Raw genomic sequence first — 22583 nt, forward strand, 5'->3', positions numbered from 1 at the left:
TCTTTATACTTCGTTAAATACATTATGAAAAAGATTTCATTCTTTACTTTACTTGTTGTTTCTTTTAGCTTTTATGCTCAAAAAGATTCTTTAAATTTAGGTGATTCCTATGCAGATGACCAAATTTATGTTTCTATTTCTTATAGTCAGTTAAATGATCAACCTTCTTTAATATCAAAAAGTAGTTTTTCATATTCTTTATCAGGTGGTTTTATCAAAGACTTTATACTAAATAAACAAGGAAATATTTCTTTTGCGGCTGGTATTGGTTACGGCTACGACTTTTTTAATCATAAATTAAAAGTTGAAGAGCAAAATGGTACTACTACATTTTCAAGCGATAACACAATTAATTCTAATTTTTATAAATCTCATAATATTGAATTTCCTATAGAATTTAGATGGCGAACTTCAACAGCAAATGAGTATAGTTTTTGGCGTGTTTATACAGGTGTAAAGTTTTTATATAATATTTCAAATAGCTTTCAATTTGAAGACAGTAATAGCAATAAATTTATATACAAAAACGTATCTGCTTACGACAATTTACAGTACGGACTTACCTTATCTGCTGGTTATGACGAATTTAATATCAACATTTTTTATGGCTTATCTTCGATTTTTAAAGACGCCCAAATAAACAATGAAAATATCAATACAAAAATTTTAAAATTTGGATTAATCTTCTACTTCTTATAAGAAGTAGAACGTTATAAATGGCGATAAAAAGCCTATGAAATATCCCAAATATACCTCTGTTGTAGTATGTGCTTTTAAATGCAACCTTGCATTGGCTAAAATACCAGAAAGTAGTATTGACGCAATTACAATTATTGGAAAACTATGGTTATACTTTGCACCAATAATTAAAAAAAAACCAGTAGTAATACCCATTGAGGCTAAATGTATACTTGTTTTTAAACTAAAAGCAAATAAAAGGTATATGAAAACCAACGCTCCACAAGTTGCGTAAAATAATAACCCTAAATCGTCTAATGGAGTTACTCTAAAAAGTGTATTACCTAAAAGATAAAACAACACAATCATTATTGCAATTGGTACTTTCCTTTCTTTAATGCTATTTACATTAAAGCTTTTTATAAGCTTTAATTTTTTAAATAAAATTAGCACAAACAAAGGAATTACGTAGGTAATTGTAAATATTAAACTAAGTAAAATTAACTTTTGCTTGCTATTTAAATAATTTGGAATAAGTAAAAAATAAAGAATTACTCCAATCGTAGGTATTACAATTGGATGCAGAATTACTGATATGGTTTTGTAAAATTTCACTAAATTTCTTTTCGCAAACGAGCCACAGGTAAATCTAATTGTTCTCTGTATTTTGCAACAGTTCTTCTAGCAATAGGATACCCCTTTTCTTTTAAAATAGCGGCTAATTTTTCATCTGTAAGTGGTTTTTTCTTGTTTTCTTCAGCAATTACAGTTTCTAAAATCTTTTTTATTTCTCTTGTTGAAACATCTTCTCCTTGATCATTTTTCATAGATTCAGAAAAGAAATCTTTTATAAGCTTTGTGCCATAAGGTGTAGACACATATTTGCTATTGGCAACTCTGGAAACAGTAGAAACATCCATGTTTATTTTATCGGCAATATCTTTTAAAATCATAGGTTTAAGCTTTCGCTCATCACCTGTTAAAAAATATTCATATTGGTAATGCATAATTGTATTCATAGTTACCAATAAAGTTTGTTGACGTTGTTTTATGGCATCTATAAACCATTTTGCAGCATCTAATTTTTGCTTGATAAAATATACGGCATCTTTTTGTGTTTTAGTTTTTACATTTGATTCTTGATAGCCTTTTAGCATATTATTATATTCTCTTGAAATATGCAGTTCTGGAGCATTTCTAGAGTTTAATGTCAAGTCTAATTCACCATCAATAATTTTTATGGAAAAATCTGGTACAATTTGTTCAGCAATTTTATTGTTACCTGCGTATGAGCTTCCTGGTTTTGGATTTAATTTGGAAATTTCTGCATTTACGTCTTTTAATTCTTCTTCAGAAATATTAAACTTTTCTTGTAGTTTTTTATAGTGTTTTTTTACAAAATGATCAAAAGCAGTTTCTAAAATTTCAATGGCTAAACTTCTGTTTTTATTAGATTCTTTCGCTTTTAATTGAATAATTAAACATTCTTTTAAGTTACGTGCGCCTACACCAATTGGATCTAATGTATGTACTGCTTTTTTTAATACTGAAACTACTTTTTCTTCTGTTGTAAAAATATTTGCTGTAAATGCCAAATCATCAACTAAATCTATAATTTCTCTACGAATGTATCCACTATCATCTATACTACCAACTAAAAATTCGGCGATAGATTTTTCTTCTTCATTTAAACGAATGGTATTTAATTGGTTTTTTAAAGATTGATGAAAACTGGTTCCTGCTGCATAAGGCACGTTTTTTTCTTCATCATCAGCAGAATAATTATTTGCTTGCGTTTTATAGTTCGGAATTTCGTCGTCACTTAAATACTCATCTATATTAATGTCTTCTGCTTCAATTTTTTCATTTCCATCATCTTCATATTCGTTTGATAAATCATCGTCAATAGCATCAGCTTCATCTTTTCCTGTATCAAGTGCAGGATTTTCTTCAATTTCTTGCTTTAAACGTTCTTCAAAAGCTTGTGTAGGCAATTGAATTAACTTCATCAACTGAATTTGCTGAGGAGATAATTTTTGTAAGAGTTTATATTGTAAACTTTGCTTTAACATAGATTTAAATATACAAAATTTGAATTAAAATTCTGCGTTTTGTGGTGTTCTAGGGAAAGGTATTACGTCTCTTATATTTCCCATTCCTGTTGTAAATTGTACTAATCTTTCAAAACCTAAACCAAAACCAGAATGAACAGCTGTACCAAATTTACGTAAATCTAAATACCACCAAAGTTCTTTCTCATCAATATTCATGGCTTTCATTTTTTCTACTAAAACGTCATAACGCTCCTCACGTTGTGCACCTCCAACCATTTCACCAATTCCTGGAAATAATACATCCATTGCTCTTACTGTTTTACCATCATCATTTAAACGCATGTAAAATGCTTTAATATTTGCTGGATAATCAAATAAAATAACAGGACATTTAAAATATTTTTCAACCAAATAACGTTCGTGTTCAGACTGTAAATCTACACCCCATTCGTTTATTGGAAACTGAAATTTTTTCTTTTTATTTGGCTTTGAGTTGCGTAAAATATCAAAAGCTTCTGTGTAGGAAACTCGTTTAAAATTATTATCTACAACAAATTTAAGCTTATCTAATAACCCCATGTCAGAACGCTCTGCTTGTGGTTTACTTTTTTCTTCTTGTGTTAATCGTTGGTCTAAGAATGCTAAATCGTCTTTACAGTGTTCTAAAACGTAGTTTAAAACGGACTTTATAAAGTCTTCAGACAAATCCATATTACCATCTAAGTCCATAAAAGCTACTTCTGGTTCAATCATCCAAAATTCAGCTAAATGACGCGTTGTGTTGGAGTTTTCTGCCCTAAAAGTTGGTCCGAAAGTATATACTTTGCCCAAAGCCATAGCATAGGTCTCAGCTTCTAACTGACCAGAAACTGTTAAGTTGGTTTCTTTTCCAAAAAAGTCTTTAGAAAAATCTATTTTACCATCGTCAGTAACTGGTGCTTTATTGTCTTCAAAAGAAGTTACTCTAAACATTTCTCCAGCACCTTCTGCATCAGAACCTGTAATAATTGGTGTATTTACATAATTAAAACCATTGTCTTGAAAATATTTATGAACTGCAAAAGATAGTTTAGAACGAACTCTCATTACAGCGCTAAAGGTATTTGTACGAACACGTAAATGTGCATTTTCTCTTAAAAATTCAAAACTGTGTTTTTTTGGTTGAATTGGATATTCATCTGGGTTTGAATCTCCCAAAATTTCAATTTCCGAAACTTGAATTTCTATAGATTGTCCTTTTCCTTGACTTTCTGCTAAGATTCCTTTTATAGCAATTGCTGCTCCAGTTGTAATTCTTTTTAAGGTTTCTTCAGGTGTGTTTTCAAAATCGATAACACATTGAATATTATTGATAGTTGAGCCATCATTTAAAGCAATAAATCTGTTACTTCTAAATGTTCTTACCCAACCTTTTAATTGTATTTCTTGTAAAACTGTACCTGATTTTAAAATTTCTGCTACGTTACTATTCATCATCATTTTAAATATATTGTATTCGAAAAAAAGTCTTAATTAAAAGAGTAAAGATACTTTATTGTTCGTTATTAAACAATGGAATGAATATCAATAAAAACTTAAAATTAGTCTGCTTTATCTTCTGAAGGTGGAAAAATTTTCATGGCAGGTTCTTTAAACACCTTTTTATTTGCAATTTTTTTCTCGAAAGTTAGTAATAATGAAGGTAGTAAAAGCAAATTAGAAACCATGGCTAATAAAAGTGTTACAGAAACCAAACCACCTAAAGCGATTGTACCTCCAAAACTTGATAAAGTAAATACCAAGAAACCAAAAAATAATACAATTGAAGTATAAAACATACTTACACCAGTTTCTCTTAAAGCAGCATAGACAGAAGGTTTTATTTTCCATTTATTGGCAATGAGTTCTTGCCTATATTTTGCTAAAAAGTGAATAGTATCATCTACAGAAATACCAAAAGCAATACTAAATACTAAAATTGTTGATGGTTTTATAGGTATGTTTAAGAAGCCCATTAGTCCTGCTGTAATTAACAGAGGAAGCATATTTGGAATCAAGGAAATTAAAATCATTTGTGGCGATCGAAACATCCACGCCATAAAAATAGCAATTAATAAAATGGCTAAAGATAAAGAAATGACTAAGTTTTTTATTAAATAATTGGTTCCTTTTATAAAAACTAAGGCTTTACCAGTTAGCGAAACTGAGTATTTATTGGATGGAAATTCTTTAGCAATCACCGCTTTTAAACGCTCTTGAATTATATCCATTTTGTCTGTGCCAATATCTTTCATAAAAGTGGTAATTCTTGCATAACGCCCAGTAGAATCTACAAAGGTTTTAAGCATGCCAGCATCATTATTAGAGTTTTTGGTGTAGGAAAATATATAGCTTTGTTCTTGATTTGTAGGTAATTGGTAATATTTTGGATTTCCTTTATAATATGCTTGTTTGCTATACTTTACAAGATTTACTACAGAAATTGGTTTTGATAATTCAGGAAAAGTTTCTATGACTTCATTTAGCTCTTCCATTTTTTTTAAGGTAGAAAGTTTCATAACACCTTTTTCTTTTTTGGTGTCTATTAAAATTTCCAAAGGCATAATACCTCCAAATTCCTTTTCAAAGAATTTAATATCTTTATAGAAGTTTGTTTTTTTAGGCATGTCTTCTATCAAACTACCAGAAACTGTAATTTTATAAACTCCAATAATGCTTAAAACAATAACGGTTACAGTAGCAAAGTAAATGGTAATTCGTTGGTTTTTTACCATTCTTTCCATCCAATCTACCACATTTTCAATCCACTGTTTTTCAAGATGATTTAAATGTTTTTTCTTTGGAAGAGGCATAAAACTGTAAATAATTGGAATTATAAGTAATGCCAATATGAAAATACTGATAATGTTTACAGAGGCCAAAATACCAAATTCACGTAGCAAACTACTTTTTACAAAAACAAAGGTTGCGAAACCAGATGCAGTTGTAATATTGGTCATTAAAGTAGCGTTTCCAATTTTAGAAATAACACGTTGTAACGCTTTTGCTTGTTGACCATGTTTTTTTATTTCTTGCTGATATTTATTTATAAGAAAAACTGCATTTGGTACACCAATTACAATAATTAAGGGCGGAATTAATGCTGATAAAACTGTTATTTCATAACGGAATAAACCTATAAAACCAAAAGCCCAAATAACACCTATTAAAACAACTAAAAGTGTTATAAAAGTGGCTCTGAAAGAACGAAAAAAGAAGAAAAATATTAAAGCAGTAATGCCTAAAGCACCAACAACAAATAAAAGAATTTCATCTTGAATATTTTGTGCGTTTAGTGTTCTAATATATGGCATTCCAGAAACCCGAACATCTAAGCCAGTTTCTTTTTCAAATTTTTCTATTTCAGGAATTAAAACGTCAAAAATAAAGTCTCTACGTTTTGGGGTGTTTATAATTTGTTTTTTAATGTAAATAGCAGTTTGTAGGGTACCAGTTTTTTTATTAAATAATAAATTATCATAAAATGGAAGCTTTTCAAAAAGTTGCTTTTTGATGGCATTTACTTCTTCTTTTGTCGTAGGATTTTCTTCATACAAAGGTTCTAAAACAAATTTTCTCTTTTTTCTATCTGCCTTTAATTTTTGAACATCTGCAATAGAAATCGTAAAATCTATTTCTTCTCTATCATCAAATTTTTCTACTAAATTGTTCCAGACATTAAATTTTTTTGGTGTAAAAACGGTTGAATCTTTTACTCCAAGAATTACCAAGTTACCTTCTTCACCAAAAATTTCTAGAAATTTATTGTACTCTACATTTGCTTCATGATCTTCTGGTAGTAAGTTTGCTTCTGTATATGAAAATTTCATATACTTCATTTGAGAAGCTAACAAACCAGTAATAATGGCTATAATTAATAAAACTAAATAGCGGTTTCTTAAAATTAAACCTGCTGCTTTTGTCCAGAAATTCATTAAGAAAATTTTACAACAAAGGTAACCAAATTAGATAGGTAAGGAGCAAAAAAAAGAGTGTTTTAAAAACACTCTTTTTTAAATTTATTGTAATCAATTAAATTTTCATTATTTCTTCTTCTTTTACAGATAGTTTTTCTTCAATTTTTTTAACATAACTATCTGTTAACGTTTGCACGTTGTCTTCTGCAATCTTTTTCATATCATCAGAAATATCTACCTTTTTAATGTCATTATTTGCTTCTTTACGAGCATTTCTAACACCAATTTTAGCATCTTCCGCTTCTGCTTTAGCTTGTTTTGCAAGGTTAATTCTGCGTTCTTCTGTTAATGGAGGAACATTTATCATAATAATATCTCCATTATTCATTGGGTTAAAACCTAAGTTGGCTAATTGTATTGCTTTTTCAATTTCTTGTAGCATACTTTTTTCCCAAGGCTGAATGCTTAAAGTTCTTGCATCTGGAGTATTTACATTTGCAACTTGCCCTAAAGGGGTTTGTGCTCCGTAATAATCTACCATAACTGTACTTAACATTGCAGGTGTTGCTCTACCAGCTCTAATGGAAACTAGTTCTTTCTCTAAGTGAGCAATGGCTTTGTTCATTGCTTCTTTTGCAGTATCTAATATAAATTCAATTTCTTCATTCATTTTTATAAAAATTTGTCATTTTAAAGTTGTTTTAAATTGATTTTAAAATCAATCAAACACGCATTTTAAACTATAAATTATCAACAATAGTACCAATTTTTTCTCCAGAAACTAATTTTAGTAAGTTTCCATTTGTGTTCATATCAAAAACAATAATTGGTAAGTTGTTTTCTTCACTAAGTGTAAATGCGGTCATATCCATAACTTTTAAACCTTTTGCAATTACATCTTTAAAGGTTATTGTTTCAAATTTTACAGCATTTTTATCTTTTTCTGGATCTGTATTGTAAATTCCATTTACACGAGTTCCTTTTAAAATAGCATCAGCGTCAATTTCAATAGCTCTTAAAACTGCTGCAGTATCTGTGGTGAAATAAGGATTTCCTGTTCCTGCGCCAAAAATAACGACTCTACCTTTTTCTAAATGACGAATTGCTTTTCTTTTTATATAAGGTTCTGCAACTTCTTTTATTTCTAGAGCTGTTTGTAAACGAGTATGCACGTTTTCATCTTCTAAAGCACTTTGTAATGCTAAACCGTTAATACAGGTTGCCAACATTCCCATATGGTCTCCTTGAACACGATCCATACCATTTGCTGCACCAGCAACACCTCTAAAAATGTTTCCACCACCAATTACGATGGCAACTTCAATTCCTTTTTCGACAACTTGTTTAATTTCTTTTGCATATTCAGCAAGACGCTTAGGGTCAATTCCATACTGTCTTTCGCCCATTAAAGCTTCTCCACTAAGTTTTAAAAGAATTCTTTTGTATTGCATATTTTGTTTTAAGAGTTGCGCAAAATTACGTTTTTTTTTTGATTTTCTTTTTTTTGAAAAAATAAAAAGAAGTAGTTAAATTAATTTTTGATAAAAAATTAATTTAAGAATATAAAATACCTAATTGTAAGTAGTTTGCGAGTATGATTTTATAGTAATTTTATTGATATTATAATTTTTAAAACTAGTTGTATGAAATATTTAAAAAAAGTAAGTTTGTTTTTACTGTTCTTTGTTGTTTTTTCTTGTACGCCAGAAATAGATGAAGAAAAGTATGAAAACCCAAGAGTATTACCTGGTGTAAGTAAAGTAATAAAAGGTATTGATAAATACAACAAAATAGTTTTGAAGCCTTTTTATTTTAAAGGGCTAATTTTTTAAACTAAAAAAAACCTCACAATTTCGAAATTGTGAGGTTTTAAATTATAATGGGTTTCTACATAAGTAGAAATAAAAATTATGTTTAGCCTAATGTAACTCTTTTAAAAGTAGTTACTTCAACATCACCATACGTTTTTACATATTGAGCAACGTTTTTCTTTTCATCTTTAATAAAAGGCTGATCTAAAAGACATTGTTCTATATCTAAAGTAGTGTTATCAGAAATAAATCTTTCCATTTTTCCTGGTAAGATTCTATCCCAAATTTGTTCTGGTTTTCCTTCTGCTTTTAATTCTGCTTTTGCATCTTCTTGAGCTTTAGCTAAAACTTCGTCAGATAATTGAGACATAGAAATATATTGAGGTACATTTTTTAATGTTTTACCTAATCTACCTAACTCGATATTATCTTTTTCAATTACAGCAATTCTAGCCTCTGTTTCTGCAGCAACGTATGCAGGGTCTAAATCTTTGTAAGATAAAGTTGTTGCTCCCATAGAAGCAACCTGCATTGCAACGTCTTTTGCTAATTCTTCAGCATTATCTACAGCAGCAGATAAACCAACTAAAGCAGCAATTTTACCAATGTGAGTGTATGCACCTACATAAGCAGCACTTACTTTTTCAAAAGCAGTAATGTCTAATTTTTCACCAATTACACCAGTTTGTTCAACTAATTTATCAGCAACAGACATACCTCCAAAATCAGCAGCTAAGAAATCTTCTTTATTATCGAAGTTTAAAGCGATGTCTGCAAATTGACCACCTAAAGCTACAAATTTTTCGTTTTTTCCAACAAAATCTGTTTCACAAGCCAATACAATTGCTACACCTTCTGTTTTAGCATCATTAATTCTAGTTACTGCTACACCTTCTGTAGATTCTCTATCAGCTCTTTTTGCAGCAATTTTTTGACCTTTTTTACGTAAAACATCAATTGCTTGTTCGAAGTTACCTTCTGCTTCAACTAATGCCTTTTTACAGTCCATCATTCCAGCTCCAGTTGCTTCTCTTAATTTTTTAACATCAGCAGCACTTACTTTTACCATGTCACTTAATATTTTTTAAGAAACGTTTGTTTCTAAATTAGTATTGAAATTATTTTTTATTCAGCAGATTTTTCTTCAACGTCAGCTTCAGCTTTCTCCTTTTTAGGAGCTGCTTCTTTTTTAGCAGCTGTTTCTTTTTTTGGAGCGTCTTTAGCTTCTTTTGTTTTTTCTTTATCTGCTTTTCTATCTGATAAACCTTCTGCGATAGCATCAGTTACAAAAGATAAAACTTTGTTTATAGATTTAGAAGCATCATCGTTTGCTGGAATTACGAAATCTACCTGTCTTGGGTCAGAATTCGTATCTACCATAGCAAAAATTGGAATGTTCAATTTTTGAGCTTCAGCAACAGCAATGTGCTCTTTTTTAATATCTATTACAAATAATGCACCAGGCAAACGAGTCATATCTGAAATAGAACCTAAATTCTTTTCTAATTTTTCTCTTTGTCTGTTTATTTGTAATTTTTCTCTTTTAGATAGTGCATCAAAAGAACCGTCTGTTTTCATTCTATCAATTTGAGCCATTTTTTTAACAGCTTTTCTAATAGTAACAAAGTTGGTTAGCATTCCACCAGGCCATCTTTCTGTAATGTAAGGCATGCTTACAGCTTTTGCTTTTTCAGAAACAATGTCTTTTGCTTGCTTTTTTGTAGCTACAAATAAAATTTTACGCCCAGAGTTTGCTATTTTTTTCAACGCTTCTGAAGTCTCTTCTATTTTTGCTGCAGTTTTATACAAATCAATGATGTGAACACCATTTCGTTCTGTATAAATGTATGGAGCCATGTTTGGATTCCACTTTCTAGTTAAGTGTCCAAAATGTACACCACTATCTAATAATTCTTGAATGTTTACGTTTGCCATTTTTTAAATGTGTTTACTTTCTGTTTTGAAATCAATAATTAAGTAGTCTTTCGAGTCTTAATTATTTAGATACTAAACTGTTTAATATTAATTTTGTGTAATAATAACAGTTCTCGGTATAATAAAGTACAGAATAAATTCTGTAGAATATTAACGTTTCGAGAATTGGAATTTTTTACGAGCTTTTTTCTGACCGAATTTCTTACGTTCAACCATTCTTGGATCTCTTGTTAATAATCCTTCTGGTTTTAAGATTGCTCTGTGATCTGCGTTAATAGCAACCAATGCTCTTGTAATTGCTAAACGAATCGCTTCTGCTTGCCCAGTGATACCACCACCATAAACATTTACTTTGATATCATAAGATTCTAAGTTTTCTGTTAACATTAATGGTTGTTGTACTTTATATTGTAAAGTACCTGTTGTAAAATAACTTTTATAGTCTTTTTTATTTACAGTAATGTTCCCTTTACCTTCTGAAAGGTAAATACGAGCAACAGCTGTTTTTCTTCTACCTATTTTGTGAACTGTATCCATTATTTATAATCGTTAAGGTTAATAGCTTTAGGCGTTTGCCCATCTTGTTTGTGCTCAGCTCCTGCGTATACATACAAGTTTCTGAATAAAGCGCTACCTAAAGTATTCTTTGGTAACATTCCTTTTACTGCTTTCTCGATTAATCTTGTAGGATCTTTCTCAAACATTTCTGTTGCAGTTAACGATCTTTGTCCTCCTGGATAACCTGTGTGACGAATGTAAGATTTGTCTCTCCATTTGTTACCAGATAAAACAATTTTTTCTGCGTTGATAATAACCACGTTGTCTCCACAATCTACATGAGGAGTATAATTTGGCTTGTATTTACCTCTAATTAGCTTTGCTACCTTAGAAGCTAGACGACCCAACGTTTGCCCGTCTGCATCAACTAAAACCCACTCCTTGTTTACTGTAGAAGCGTTTGCTGATACTGTTTTGTAACTTAATGTGTTCATAATTACACTTTTAGTCTTTGTTATTTGTTAATAATGTATGTTTTCCTTAAAAAAGGAGTGCAAATGTACCACTATTTATTTGATTGACAAATAGTGCTTTATAATTATTTTAAAGAAATACAAATCGATAAGATTTGGGCTTAAGAATTAACATAACGTTAATAAAAAAGAGAGTTACTTTTGCAATAACATTTATCTAAGTATTCAGGTAACGGTTTCCAATAAAAAAACAACCCAAAATAAATGAAACTTTATAATATTTCACTTCTTGTAAGTGCTTTTTTTGTTTTAAGTTTTACAGCTCAAGAATCTAAAAAAACATCATTAACAAAAAGAATTTACACTACAAAAAGATTGGTTAATGTACCAGTTATTGACGGTATAATTAATGAAGCTGCTTGGGATACTGTTGAATGGTCGTCTGATTTTACAGAAAAAAATCCAGATGAAGGAACACCTCCAACATATCAAACTTTATTTAAAGTTATGTATGATGCAAAATACTTATACATTGCGTTAAGAGCTTTAGATGACAATCCAGAATTAATTCAACAACGGTTGAGTAGAAGAGATGGTTTTGCTGGAGACAGAATAAATGTAATTATAGATAGTTATCACGATAAAAGAACTGCATTTGTATTTACAACGACTGCTGCAGGTGTAAAAGGAGAAGAAATTGCTACACAAAATGGTAATAATTGGGATGATAGTTGGAATCCAATTTGGTATACAGATGCAAATGTAGATGAGAAAGGTTGGACTGCAGAAATGAAAATTCCTTTCAGTCAGTTGCGTTTTGGTAACGAAAAAGAACAAATTTGGGGTTTCAATGTAAACAGAACTATTTTTAGATTGCAAGAACGTTCATTATGGCAAAGAATTCCAAATGATCAAGCAGGTTTTATAAGTGAAGCAGGTGAACTACATGGATTGGTAAACTTAAAATCACAAAAGCAATTAGAAATTCAACCTTTTACGGTTTTACAATACGATAATTATCCTGCAGAAATAGGAAACCCATATAAAGATGGTAGCGACTTTAAAATTAATGGAGGTTTAGATGCAAAAATTGGTATTACAAACGATTTAACTTTAGATTTAACAATAAACCCAGATTTTGGTCAAGTAGAAGCAGATCCTGGAGCCATTGCTTTAGATGGATTTCAAATATTTTTTAGAGAACAACGACCTTTTTTCGTAGAAAATAAAAACATTTTTGACTTTGAATTTGCCAATGGAAGAGACAATCTTTTTTACAGTAGAAGAATTGGTAGAAATCCACACAGAGGAGCCAACTTACAACCAGGTGAATTTGCAGATGTACCTCAAAATTCAACTATTTTAGGCGCTGCCAAGTTTTCTGGAAAAACCAAAGATGGTTGGTCTATTGGAATTTTAGAAAGTTTAACTGCAAATGAATTCGCAGAAATAAAACAAACTGACGGAAATACAAGAGAAGAAATTGTAGAACCTTTAACAAACTATTTTGTGGGTAGAGCTCAAAAAGATTTTAATGAAAGAAACTCGTATTTAGGAGGAATTTTTACGGCTACAAATAGAAATTTAAACGGAAATTTTGCTGAACTACACAAAGCTGCTTATACAGGTGGAATCGATTTTAGACACACTTGGCGAAAAAGAGATTTTTATGTTGAAGGAAATACCGTTTTTAGTCACGTTACTGGTAGTGAAGAAGCAATTTTTGATACACAAACTTCAATTGCCAGATTGTTTCAAAGACCTGATGCAGATTATATAAACTTAGACCCAACAAGAACTTCTTTAACAGGAACTGGAGGTAGAATTGAAGCAGGAAAACAAGGAGGAGGAAATTGGCGTTATAATGGAGGTTTTGTTTGGCGTTCACCAGAATTAGAATTAAATGATATTGGTTTCTTACGAAATACAGATGAAATGATTCAATTTGCAGAAGGAAGATACTTATGGCAAATTCCGAAAGGAGTTTATAGAGATATGAACTTAAAAGTAGAGCAATCATCAATCTACGATTTTGGAGGAAATTTAAACAGACTAAGGTTCGAGTTACAAGGAAATGTAAATTGGAAAAACAATTGGTTTACAGAAATTGGTATGGGTGCAAGTAGTCAAATTCACAGGAACTCATTTTTAAGAGGTGGACCAAGATGGCGCGTTGCAGATGATAAATTTATTTATTCATTTTTTGGATCAGACAGAAGTAAAAAATTTAGCTTTACTCTCGGGTATGTTCGCGTTAGAAGTGAAGAAGATGTTTTTGATAGAGACAGATATGTTTTTAGAATGAATTACCAACCTTTTGATGCTTTTAGCATGTCTTTAGATAATGAATATGAGAAAACATCAGACAAATCTCAATATGTAACTACAACAGACTTTGGGAATATAAAAAGATATATTTTAGGAAATATACAAAACGATTCATGGACAACTACTTTACGATTAAATTACAGCTTAAACCCTAATTTTTCTGTCCAGTTTTACGGTCAACCATTTATTTCTAGAGGACGTTATTCTGATTTTAACTATGTAAATAATCCAACTGCAAGTTCGTTTAGCGATCGTGTAAATTTATATGATGAAAATCAAATTTCTACTGATGGGAATGATAATTTTTTAATTGATGAAAATAGAGACAATATAACAGATTATTCATTTGGAAAACCAGATTTTTCTTTCGTTCAATTGCAAACCAATTTGGTTGTAAGATGGGAATACATTCCAGGTTCAGAACTCTTTTTTGTTTGGGCAAGAGGTTCTAATGGATTACAAGATTTTGATGATTCTTTAAGCCAAAGTGTAAGAACTCAAGTTTTTGATGTTCCTGCAAATGACACTTTTTTAATTAAGGCAACTTATAGGTTTGTTAGATAATTTAAAAATCTGGAGCAACCCTAAAACTCATTTTTTCAGTAGTATTTGGATGTAAAAACTCTATAAATTCTGCATGCAAATGCAACCTATTTTGTTTTTTTCCATACAAATCATCGCCAATTATAGGTGAATTTAAACCGTTTTTATGAGCTGCATGTACACGAAGTTGATGCGTTCTTCCAGTAATTGGATAAAAATAAACACGCGTTTTATTGTCTTTTCTTTCGATAACTTCCCAAACAGTTTCTGCATTTTTTCCATGTTCGTAACAAACTAATTGTTTGGGTCTGTCATCTAAATCTACACGCAAAGGCAATTGTATTTTTCCTTTATTTTTTGGTAAATTTCCATCTAATAAAGCAACGTAACGTTTTTTTACTGTTCTGTTTATAAACTGACTCTGTAAAACTTTATTGGCTTCTTTGGTTTTGGTTAATAATAATATACCAGAAGTAGACATGTCTAATCTATGTACAATTAATGGGCCAGTAGCCTTTGGGTATTTTTGTTTAATTCTTGAATAAACAGAATCGCTAATTTCTTTTCCAGGAACTGATAAAAACTCTGCAGGTTTGTTTACAACGATTAAAACATCATCTTCAAAAATAATTTCTAATTCCTTGTCTTTTGATATTTCTTTGATTAAAAGATTTTCGTCTATTTCAATTCCCTTGAGCATATGCTCTAAAATGGGTTTGCATCTGCTTTGGCAAGCAGGATAAAAGTTTTTATGCTTTCTAATAGCTGAATTTGGTGAAATTCCCCACCAAAACTCTGCCATACAAATGGGTGTTAAATCATTTTGAAAAGCATACTGTAATAATTTTGGAGCAGCACATTCACCAGAACCAGCAGGAGGTTTTACTGCAGGATTGTTAAAAATTTCAATGAGTGCTTTAGGCTTTTTATATTGATTTAAAAACTGAAATTTCTCAAACAAAGTTTGCTGTAAAAAAGCAGAAGTGGTTTTTCTTAATTTTTTTAAAGTTGAAATTTCTTCTTCAATTTTAGCAAGTTTTGTTCTTTTTTCATCAATTTTTTGCTTATAATATGCTACCAGTTCTTTGTAAAAAAACTGGTCGTTATAACTTTCTTGTGTTAGTTTTTTTTCAAGATTTATAAAATCATCAGCATTTATATTTTCTTTTTTTAGGGCTTTTCTTTTGGTTTTATTTTGCTTTAGCTTTTTACGTTGCAAAGCCAAATCATCTTCAATTGCTTTAGATAATTTTTTTACTTCTTTTTTAAGTTGAAGATAATTTTCATCATTTCTTAAAGCTTCTAATTGTATACTTATTTTCTCAATTTTCTCTTCACCTTTTCTGTAAAAACTATTTTTAGTTCTTAAATCGAAAACTGGCGGAACAAAAATTTCAGGACAACTTTCATCTTCTAGTTTACCTGAAAAAGCAGCAAGAAAACCCAATTCATTTTGCTTATTTTTTACTACCAAAACACCAAACATTTTTCCGATTGCATTTTTGGTGTCATTAATATTTAACCCAAAATTATGTGTAAAATCTGTTTGATTTTCTAAATAGTCTTGCAATTCATTCGCCGCAATTTTAGCCAATGAATGTGCTTGGTAATAAAAAGGAAAGGTAAATTTCTTTGGAATTTCAATTCCAGAAATATTAGATTTAAAATATTGAAAATGGTTCTGTTTCATAAGAATAATTGCCAAAGATAGTCAGTTTATTAATTAAAAATAGCAGATAATGTATTTTCTAAAGAGTTCATATTAAATTTAATTGTGTTAATAGAAATTACTTGTATGCCATAGTTTTGTATCAACATTTAAACAATCAAAAACAATAAATTATGAAAACGATTAAAAAAATTACAGCTGTTTTAGCAATATCAGGTTTACTATTTGTTTCTTGTGATAATAAAAAGAAAGAAAAAGTAGAGGATAAAATGGAAGAAGTAGAGAAAAAAATGGATGAAATTGGAGATGATATTTCTGAAGAATTCCAAGAAATGAAATTAGAATTAGAAGATGGAATGAGCGTGAATTATAAAGTAGATTCTGATGGTACTTTAGCTTTTGATGACTGGGATGCTTTTACCATTGCAAATAAAGAATTGAATGATATTGAAAGGTTAGATCCAGATGAGGTAAATACTAGAATTGAAAAATTACAAGGTACTATTGCTAGTTTAGGAAATGACATTCCAAAATGGTTGCAAACAGATGAAGTGAAAGAAGACATTAAAAATGTTCAGAAAGAATACAAAAATGTAATCGACAATAAAAATGATGCAACAGATAAAGTAAAGCAAAACATCGAAGATTTGAATGAAAAATTTGATGATTTACGTGAAGAATTAAATGAAGTTATTGCGAAATATAAAAAATCGTAATAAATACATAGTGATTAATTTAAAAGAAGGATAGTGTAAAAGCTATCCTTTTTTTATGCGCTAAAAGTAGCACGTTGCAAACGATCGTTAATCGATTTTCCTAAACCATTATCTGGAAAACGTTCTGTAATAATTACATCTAAATGCAAACTGTCTAATTCATGCAAAGCATCGTATAATCTAGAGGCTGCTTCTTGTATCAATCCGTTTTTAGATAAGATAATTTCAGTTAAGTTATCATTATTTAAAGAGTTTTTAAAAACTAAAACGCCTATTTTTTTATTTGCGTGTTTTTTAACTTCTTTTGCAACATTATCTACCAAAAACGTTTTTGTAGAAGGTGCATAATGTCTTGCCAACATTCCTGGAGCATCAGGACTTTGTTCTTTCTTATTTTTGACTGTAACTTTACCCACAACTGCTTCAATATCTTCTAAAGCCAAAGCACCTAATCTGTAAATAATTGGTTCGTCATTTTCGAAACCAATAATGGTAGATTCTATTCCGTTTTCGCAAGAGCCACCATCTAAAACTTGCTGAATATCGTTTTTAAAATAATGCTCTACATGTGTTGGTTTTGTAGGACTAATACTTCCAAAAGGGTTTGCACTTGGAGCAGCCAAAGGAAAAGGCAACTGTTTTAAAAGCTCTAAAGTTACTGGATGATTTGGAATACGAACTGCAACAGTATCTTTTCCAGCGGTAATTAAATCTGGTATTTTTTCGTTCTTTTTTAAAACCAACGTCATAGAACCTGGCCAAAAAGCATTTGCTAATAATGTTGCTTTTTCAGGTATATGTGTTACAATATTTTCTAATTTTTCTACTCCAGAAATGTGTACAATTAATGGGTTAAAAAACGGACGTTTTTTTGTCGAAAAAATGCTTTTTATTGCTTTTTCGCTAAAAATATTTCCTGCCAAACCATAAACGGTTTCAGTAGGTATAGCTACCAATTGCTCGTCAGTTAATAATTTTACTGCTTTTTGTATGTCTTTAGAAATAATGCTCATAATGCATTTGCAAAATTACATATAAAAATGATTGCAACATAAAATAGAAAAGAACTTTTCATTTACAAGATTTTAAAACGAAAGCGGAATAGTTTTTGTGAATCATCAATAACCCAAAAAAATCAACCTAATGAAATTTTTTTTACTTGCTTTTATTTTTCTGTTTACTTTTCAAAATAGCATTTCTCAAGAAAAACTAGGAAGACCTTTTTTTACAGGAGATGTAAATTTTACGCTAGGAATTAACGAAAATTATACACCTTTTGATACTGATGATGGTGAAGCTTTGGTAGAGCCTGCTGCTTTATTTTTTAGAGTTGGTTTTGGTTACGAGTTCAAAAAAAGAGTTGCTATAAGTATTAATGGAGGTTATGATTTTCATTGGAATTACGATGTAGATGCTTTTCCAACTTATGCTGCTTTAAAATACAATATTACCGAAAAAGACGATAGTAATCATTTTATAGAATTTAGATATGGTAAAATGTGGACACCTTCTTCTAGATATCCTGATGGAAATTATTACGGAATTGGTTTAGGAATTCAAGTTGCTGGTGAAAAACATTGGAATACTATTTTTAGAATCGATTATCATAGAAAAGGTATTGCTGGTTTTAAAAATAATAGATTAGATAGTGTTTCTTTTGGTTTTGGATTTTCTTTTTTTTAAGGGTTTTCGGTAACGTTTATGTATAAGATTTGCATGTTTTAAGCACTAAAGTTAGCAAATAATCACAGATAGCAAGTCTGTGAAGACTCACGTAGATAGGCTTTTACCACCAATTAATTTTATACAGAGTTATGTTTCGCCTTTTAACTCTTTCTCACTTCTGTAATCCATTGGGAAAGGATAAAATGTTGGATATTTATTCAAAATTATGTTTGAATTTAACAATTTCCGATTTTTGTCATAATTCTTAAAACTTGTTATTTCCGTCAATTTTATTAATTGATTTGTATTGTCAATACTCAAAACAAAACCAAAAGGACTAAAAGTAAATTCACATATTGTTCCGTATAAATTTGTATAATGAATGTTTCCGTTTCTATTTTGACCTTCATTATTCAAGTACATATAAAATCTATATTTTTCAGGTAATTCATTTGAATTCTCGTTTTTAACAAATTCCAAAAGTTCTGGATAACATTCTGTAAATATAAAATTATTTGAAGCTATGAAAATCGCAGTTATTTGTTTCAGAAAATTAAGAAGATTTATGTCGGAAATGTCGAATTGAAATGCTTTAATTTTAATATCATTCGATTGAATAATATTCATAGCTATGTGTGCAAATTTTTTGTAAGTCCGAACATACTTTGAACCTAGGTAACTATTACATTTTATACAAAAACTATAACTACCAATTCCACCTTGTTCTTTCCTTGATTTTGGTTTTAGATTTTCAAAAGTATATTCTTTAGCTTTTTTATAATATTCAGTTTGATCTAAAGTATAATATTTAGTTTCCTTATTAAATGCAGAACGTGGAGGAATATGCTCGAAATTCAATTCTTTTGTTTCAAGACATAATTTACATTTTCCAACTTTAGTTCCTTTTCTCATTTTTTCTTAGGTTAAACATAACGACTAATATAATGTCGTTTTAATAACTTATATCAGTCGTTAGCGAAGTTAGTTTTTTTTGAGTTTCGAAACAAACTAGGTTAAAGTAGCAAAAGCTACTAATTCAATCAATTCGCATTCGGTGCAAATAACAAATCTGTTGGGGTATCTACATCGTATAAATATTGGTATCCTCTTGTTTCTTTTTTGCAAAAAGGTTCTAAAAGATGAAGCATTTTATGATAACTTTTCATCGTTAAAATGCAGAAAAAAGTTTGGTTGTCTTTGGTAAGAATTCCTTCATCAGACTTAAATAAACCGAAAATTAAATTATAGTTTTCAGTATTAATAAAATCTACTTGAGATAAATCCAATCGTTGTTTTTTCTCAATTACTGTTTCTTTTAATAAATTTCTAAATTGTATGGCTTCAGCTTTATCAAAATCAAATAAGCGAACAATATTTTCTTCAAGTCCATTGTAATCATCGATATAATCTAGTTCCATATTAATGTGCTTCTAACCAATTATCACCAATTCCAACTTCTACATCTAAAGGAACACTCATTTTAAAGGCGTTTTCCATTTCGTGTTTTATAATTGGTTTGATGGTTTCTAACTCGTCTTTATGAGCGTCAAAAACCAATTCGTCATGTACTTGCAGCAACATTTTAGATTTGAAGTTTTCTTCTTGAAAACGTTTGTGAATATTTATCATAGCTAATTTAATGATGTCTGCAGCAGAACCTTGAATTGGTGCATTTACAGCGTTTCTTTCTGCTCCACTTCTTACCATGGCATTTCTAGAATTGATGTCTTTTAAATATCTACGTCTGTTTAAAATTGTTTCTACATAACCTTTTTCTCTTGCAAAATCTACTTGTGCAGCCATGTAAGCTTTTAATTTTGGATAGGTTTCGTAGTACGTATCAATCAATTCTTTAGCTTCACTTCTGCTTAAATTTGTTTGGTTGCTTAAACCAAAAGCAGAAACTCCGTAAACAATACCAAAATTAACGGTTTTTGCATTGCTTCTTTGTTCTCGAGTAACTTCATTTATAGGAACATTAAATACCTTTGCAGCTGTTGAAGCATGAATATCTTCTCCATTTTTAAAGGCATTTATCATGTTTTCTTCTTCACTTAAAGCAGCAATAATTCGCAATTCTATTTGAGAATAATCTGCAGCTACTAATACATAGTTTTCATTTCTAGGTACAAATGCTTTACGAACTTCTCTTCCTCTTTCTGTTCTAATTGGAATGTTTTGTAAATTGGGGTTGTTAGAACTCAATCTTCCAGTGGCAGCCACAGCTTGCATATATTCTGTATGTACTCTGCCAGTTTTTGGATTGATTTCATTTGGTAAAGCATCTACATACGTGCTTTGTAATTTTTTATATTGACGATATTCTTGAATATTTCTTATAATTTCGTGGTCTTTTGCTAAGTAAGATAAAATATCTTCTCCTGTTTTGTATTGCCCTGTTTTTGTTTTTTTAGGTTTTTTAACCAGTTCTAATTTTTCAAAAAGAACAATACCCAACTGTTTTGGAGATGCAATATTAAACTCTTCTCCAGCTTCTTCATAAATACTTTTTTCTAGTCTATTTATATCGTCTGTTAACGCAACAGAAAGTTGGTTTAAAAAATCTGTATTTAAATTAATTCCTTCAATTTCCATGGCTGTTAAAACCGAAACCAAAGGCAATTCAATATCATTAAATAGTTTGGTTACGTTTCCTGTTTCTAACTCGCCTGTAAATAATTGCTTTAGCTGAAAAGTAATATCTGCATCTTCTACAGCATATTCAGTTTGGTCAGTAATTGGAACCTCTCTCATAGAAAGCTGATTTTTTCCTTTTTTACCAATTAATTCTGTGATGGAAACTGGTTGATAATTTAAGTATGTTTCTGCTAAAACATCCATATTATGACGCATATCTGGATTGATTAAATAATGCGCAATCATGGTGTCGAATAATTTTCCTTTTACAGGCATATCGTAATTCGACAACACTTTAATATCATATTTTAAATTGTGGCCAATTTTTTCGATTTCACTTTCAAAAAAAGGCCTGAATTCTTCTAAAATTGCCTTTGTTTCTTCTTGATTTTCAGGAAATGAAACATAATATCCTTTACCAACTTCGTAAGAAAACGCAATTCCAATTAGTTCTACTTCTAACGCTTTTAAACCTGTAGTTTCTGTGTCAAAACAAACCGAAGTTTGTTGCATCAGTTTTTTGATTAGTAATTTTCTGGATAAAGGAGAATCTATATGTTGATAAAAATGATTGGTATTTTCAATGGTTTTAAAACCTGATGCTACATCTGCTTCAGAAACGCTTCCTGCTCCTGGTGCAGCAAATAAATCAAACTGCCCTTCAGGATTAGAAGCTACTTTTTTAGCAACGGTTTTTGGTTTTTCGCCATTATTTGTGGTTGTGCTGTTTGTGTTCTCAGTAGTATTTGTAGTTGTTTCAGTGGCAAAAGTTCGTAAGAAGTTGGTTAATAAATTCCTGAATTCTAGTTCGTTAAAAATTTCGGTTACTTTTTCTACATCAGGTTGGTCTAACTCAAAATCTTCTGCATTAAAAGTTACTGGAACATCTAACATAATGGTTGCCAATTTCTTAGAAAGCAAACCTAACTCGCCATTTGCTTCTATTTTCTCTTTCATTTTTCCTTTTAGCTCATGTGTATTTGCCAATAAGTTTTCCATAGAACCATAAGCTGCTAAAAACTTTTTTGCAGTTTTTTCTCCAACTCCAGGTAAACCAGGAATATTATCGGAAGAATCTCCCATCATTCCTAAAAAATCGATAACTTGTAAAGGATCTGTAACCTCAAATTTTTCCAATACTTCAGGAACGCCCCAAATATCATAACCACCACCAAAACGTGGTTTGTACATAAAAATATTTTCGGAAACCAATTGAGCAAAATCTTTATCTGGTGTTACCATAAAAGTTTGATATCCTTCTTTTTCAGCTTGCTTGGAAAGTGTTCCAATGACGTCATCTGCCTCAAAACCTTCTTTTACCATTATTGGAATGTGCATTGCTTTTAAAATTTCCATAATGTATGGAACTGCCAATTTAATAGCTTCAGGTGTTTCATCTCTATTGGCTTTGTAGGCTTCAAACATTTCTACTCTATCTGCACTACCACCTTTGTCAAAACAAACAGCTAATTTGTCTGGTCTTTCACGTTTTATAACATCTAAAAGTGAGTTCATAAAACCCATAATTGCAGAAGTATCTAAACCTTTAGAATTAATTCTTGGGTTTTTAATAAACGCGTAATATCCTCTGAAAATTAACGCATAAGCATCAACTAAAAAAACTCTTTTTTGATTTGACAT

The 22583-nt window shown here is 30.2% G+C and carries 20 protein-coding genes; 5 read left to right on the plus strand and 15 right to left on the minus strand.

All coding sequences use genetic code 11. The annotated features are described in order from the left end of the window. The first annotated feature begins 24 nt into the window (after positions 1-24). Positions 25-699, plus strand: a complete 675-nt coding sequence (locus FDT66_RS08820) for a porin family protein (RefSeq protein ID WP_138535810.1) — start codon at positions 25-27, stop codon at positions 697-699. Here FDT66_RS08820 and FDT66_RS08825 read toward each other — a convergent pair. The 6 genes from FDT66_RS08825 to pyrH all read right to left on the minus strand — a co-directional run bounded on the left by FDT66_RS08825 (position 694) and on the right by pyrH (position 8118). Continuing rightward, positions 694-1293: a hypothetical protein gene (locus FDT66_RS08825; RefSeq protein ID WP_246034815.1), complete on the minus strand. Its 600-nt coding sequence runs from the start codon at positions 1291-1293 to the stop codon at positions 694-696. The two genes, FDT66_RS08820 and FDT66_RS08825, sit on opposite strands and share 6 nt — an antisense overlap. Continuing rightward, positions 1293-2750, minus strand: a complete 1458-nt coding sequence (rpoN, locus tag FDT66_RS08830; RefSeq protein ID WP_138535811.1) for an RNA polymerase factor sigma-54 — start codon at positions 2748-2750, stop codon at positions 1293-1295. The genes FDT66_RS08825 and rpoN overlap by 1 nt, the downstream gene beginning before the upstream one ends. 24 nt (positions 2751-2774) lie before the next feature. Next, positions 2775-4208 carry an asparagine--tRNA ligase gene (gene asnS, locus FDT66_RS08835; RefSeq protein WP_138535812.1) on the minus strand — a complete coding sequence of 478 codons (1434 nt, stop codon included), beginning with the start codon at positions 4206-4208 and terminating at the stop codon, positions 2775-2777. A gap of 104 nt (positions 4209-4312) precedes the next feature. Then, complete coding sequence (locus FDT66_RS08840; RefSeq protein ID WP_138535813.1) at positions 4313-6685, minus strand: efflux RND transporter permease subunit; 2373 nt, start codon at positions 6683-6685, stop codon at positions 4313-4315. A 97-nt stretch (positions 6686-6782) separates the two neighbouring features. Next, positions 6783-7337, minus strand: coding sequence for a ribosome recycling factor (frr, locus tag FDT66_RS08845; protein WP_138535814.1), 555 nt, complete (start codon positions 7335-7337; stop codon positions 6783-6785). A gap of 70 nt (positions 7338-7407) precedes the next feature. Then, positions 7408-8118 carry a UMP kinase gene (gene pyrH, locus FDT66_RS08850; RefSeq protein ID WP_138535815.1) on the minus strand — a complete coding sequence of 237 codons (711 nt, stop codon included), beginning with the start codon at positions 8116-8118 and terminating at the stop codon, positions 7408-7410. Between the two features lie 192 nt (positions 8119-8310). Between pyrH and FDT66_RS08855 the strand changes: the two genes are divergently transcribed. Then, positions 8311-8499, plus strand: a complete 189-nt coding sequence (locus FDT66_RS08855) for a hypothetical protein (protein WP_138535816.1) — start codon at positions 8311-8313, stop codon at positions 8497-8499. A gap of 82 nt (positions 8500-8581) precedes the next feature. Here FDT66_RS08855 and tsf read toward each other — a convergent pair whose 3' ends face one another. The 4 genes from tsf to rplM all read right to left on the minus strand — a co-directional run bounded on the left by tsf (position 8582) and on the right by rplM (position 11405). Further along, the gene (gene tsf / locus FDT66_RS08860; protein ID WP_138535817.1) at positions 8582-9547 is read right to left on the minus strand and encodes a translation elongation factor Ts; all 966 of its coding nucleotides are present in this window, start codon (positions 9545-9547) and stop codon (positions 8582-8584) included. Between the two features lie 56 nt (positions 9548-9603). Next, a complete protein-coding gene (gene rpsB / locus FDT66_RS08865; protein ID WP_138535818.1) occupies positions 9604-10413 on the minus strand; it encodes a 30S ribosomal protein S2 in 810 nt (269 codons plus the stop codon). Positions 10414-10563: 150 nt separating this feature from the next. Next, entirely contained in the window at positions 10564-10950 is a 387-nt protein-coding gene (gene rpsI / locus FDT66_RS08870; RefSeq protein ID WP_138535819.1) for a 30S ribosomal protein S9, read from the minus strand. Next, positions 10950-11405 carry a 50S ribosomal protein L13 gene (gene rplM / locus FDT66_RS08875; protein ID WP_138535820.1) on the minus strand — a complete coding sequence of 152 codons (456 nt, stop codon included), beginning with the start codon at positions 11403-11405 and terminating at the stop codon, positions 10950-10952. The genes rpsI and rplM overlap by 1 nt, the downstream gene beginning before the upstream one ends. Positions 11406-11648: 243 nt before the next feature. Between rplM and FDT66_RS08880 the strand changes: the two genes are divergently transcribed. Beyond that, positions 11649-14276 (plus strand): DUF5916 domain-containing protein, encoded by a 2628-nt coding sequence (locus FDT66_RS08880; RefSeq protein ID WP_138535821.1) that lies wholly within the window; start codon positions 11649-11651, stop codon positions 14274-14276. Position 14277: 1 nt separating this feature from the next. On the opposite strand, the gene FDT66_RS08885 is transcribed toward FDT66_RS08880, so the two are convergent. Next, complete coding sequence (locus tag FDT66_RS08885; protein ID WP_138535822.1) at positions 14278-15945, minus strand: RluA family pseudouridine synthase; 1668 nt, start codon at positions 15943-15945, stop codon at positions 14278-14280. 152 nt (positions 15946-16097) lie between these two features. Here FDT66_RS08885 and FDT66_RS08890 point away from each other — a divergent pair, with 152 nt between their 5' ends. Continuing rightward, positions 16098-16640 carry a hypothetical protein gene (locus tag FDT66_RS08890; RefSeq protein WP_138535823.1) on the plus strand — a complete coding sequence of 181 codons (543 nt, stop codon included), beginning with the start codon at positions 16098-16100 and terminating at the stop codon, positions 16638-16640. 53 nt (positions 16641-16693) lie between these two features. Here the strand turns inward: FDT66_RS08890 and FDT66_RS08895 are convergent, their stop codons facing one another. Next, the gene (locus FDT66_RS08895) at positions 16694-17653 is read right to left on the minus strand and encodes an L-threonylcarbamoyladenylate synthase (protein WP_138535824.1); all 960 of its coding nucleotides are present in this window, start codon (positions 17651-17653) and stop codon (positions 16694-16696) included. Between the two features lie 130 nt (positions 17654-17783). On the opposite strand from FDT66_RS08895, the gene FDT66_RS08900 reads away from it, so the two are divergent. After that, the gene (locus FDT66_RS08900) at positions 17784-18323 is read left to right on the plus strand and encodes a hypothetical protein (protein ID WP_138535825.1); all 540 of its coding nucleotides are present in this window, start codon (positions 17784-17786) and stop codon (positions 18321-18323) included. Positions 18324-18452: 129 nt separating this feature from the next. Here the strand turns inward: FDT66_RS08900 and FDT66_RS08905 are convergent, their stop codons facing one another. The 3 genes from FDT66_RS08905 to polA form a co-directional block, all read right to left on the minus strand. Continuing rightward, the gene (locus FDT66_RS08905; RefSeq protein WP_138535826.1) at positions 18453-19217 is read right to left on the minus strand and encodes a hypothetical protein; all 765 of its coding nucleotides are present in this window, start codon (positions 19215-19217) and stop codon (positions 18453-18455) included. Positions 19218-19345: 128 nt separating this feature from the next. Beyond that, positions 19346-19723 carry a hypothetical protein gene (locus tag FDT66_RS08910; protein WP_138535827.1) on the minus strand — a complete coding sequence of 126 codons (378 nt, stop codon included), beginning with the start codon at positions 19721-19723 and terminating at the stop codon, positions 19346-19348. 1 nt (position 19724) lies between these two features. Beyond that, positions 19725-22583, minus strand: a complete 2859-nt coding sequence (gene polA / locus FDT66_RS08915) for a DNA polymerase I (RefSeq protein ID WP_138535828.1) — start codon at positions 22581-22583, stop codon at positions 19725-19727.

The organism is Polaribacter aestuariivivens, assembly GCF_005885675.1.
GTDB classification, from domain to species: Bacteria; Bacteroidota; Bacteroidia; order Flavobacteriales; family Flavobacteriaceae; genus Polaribacter; species Polaribacter aestuariivivens.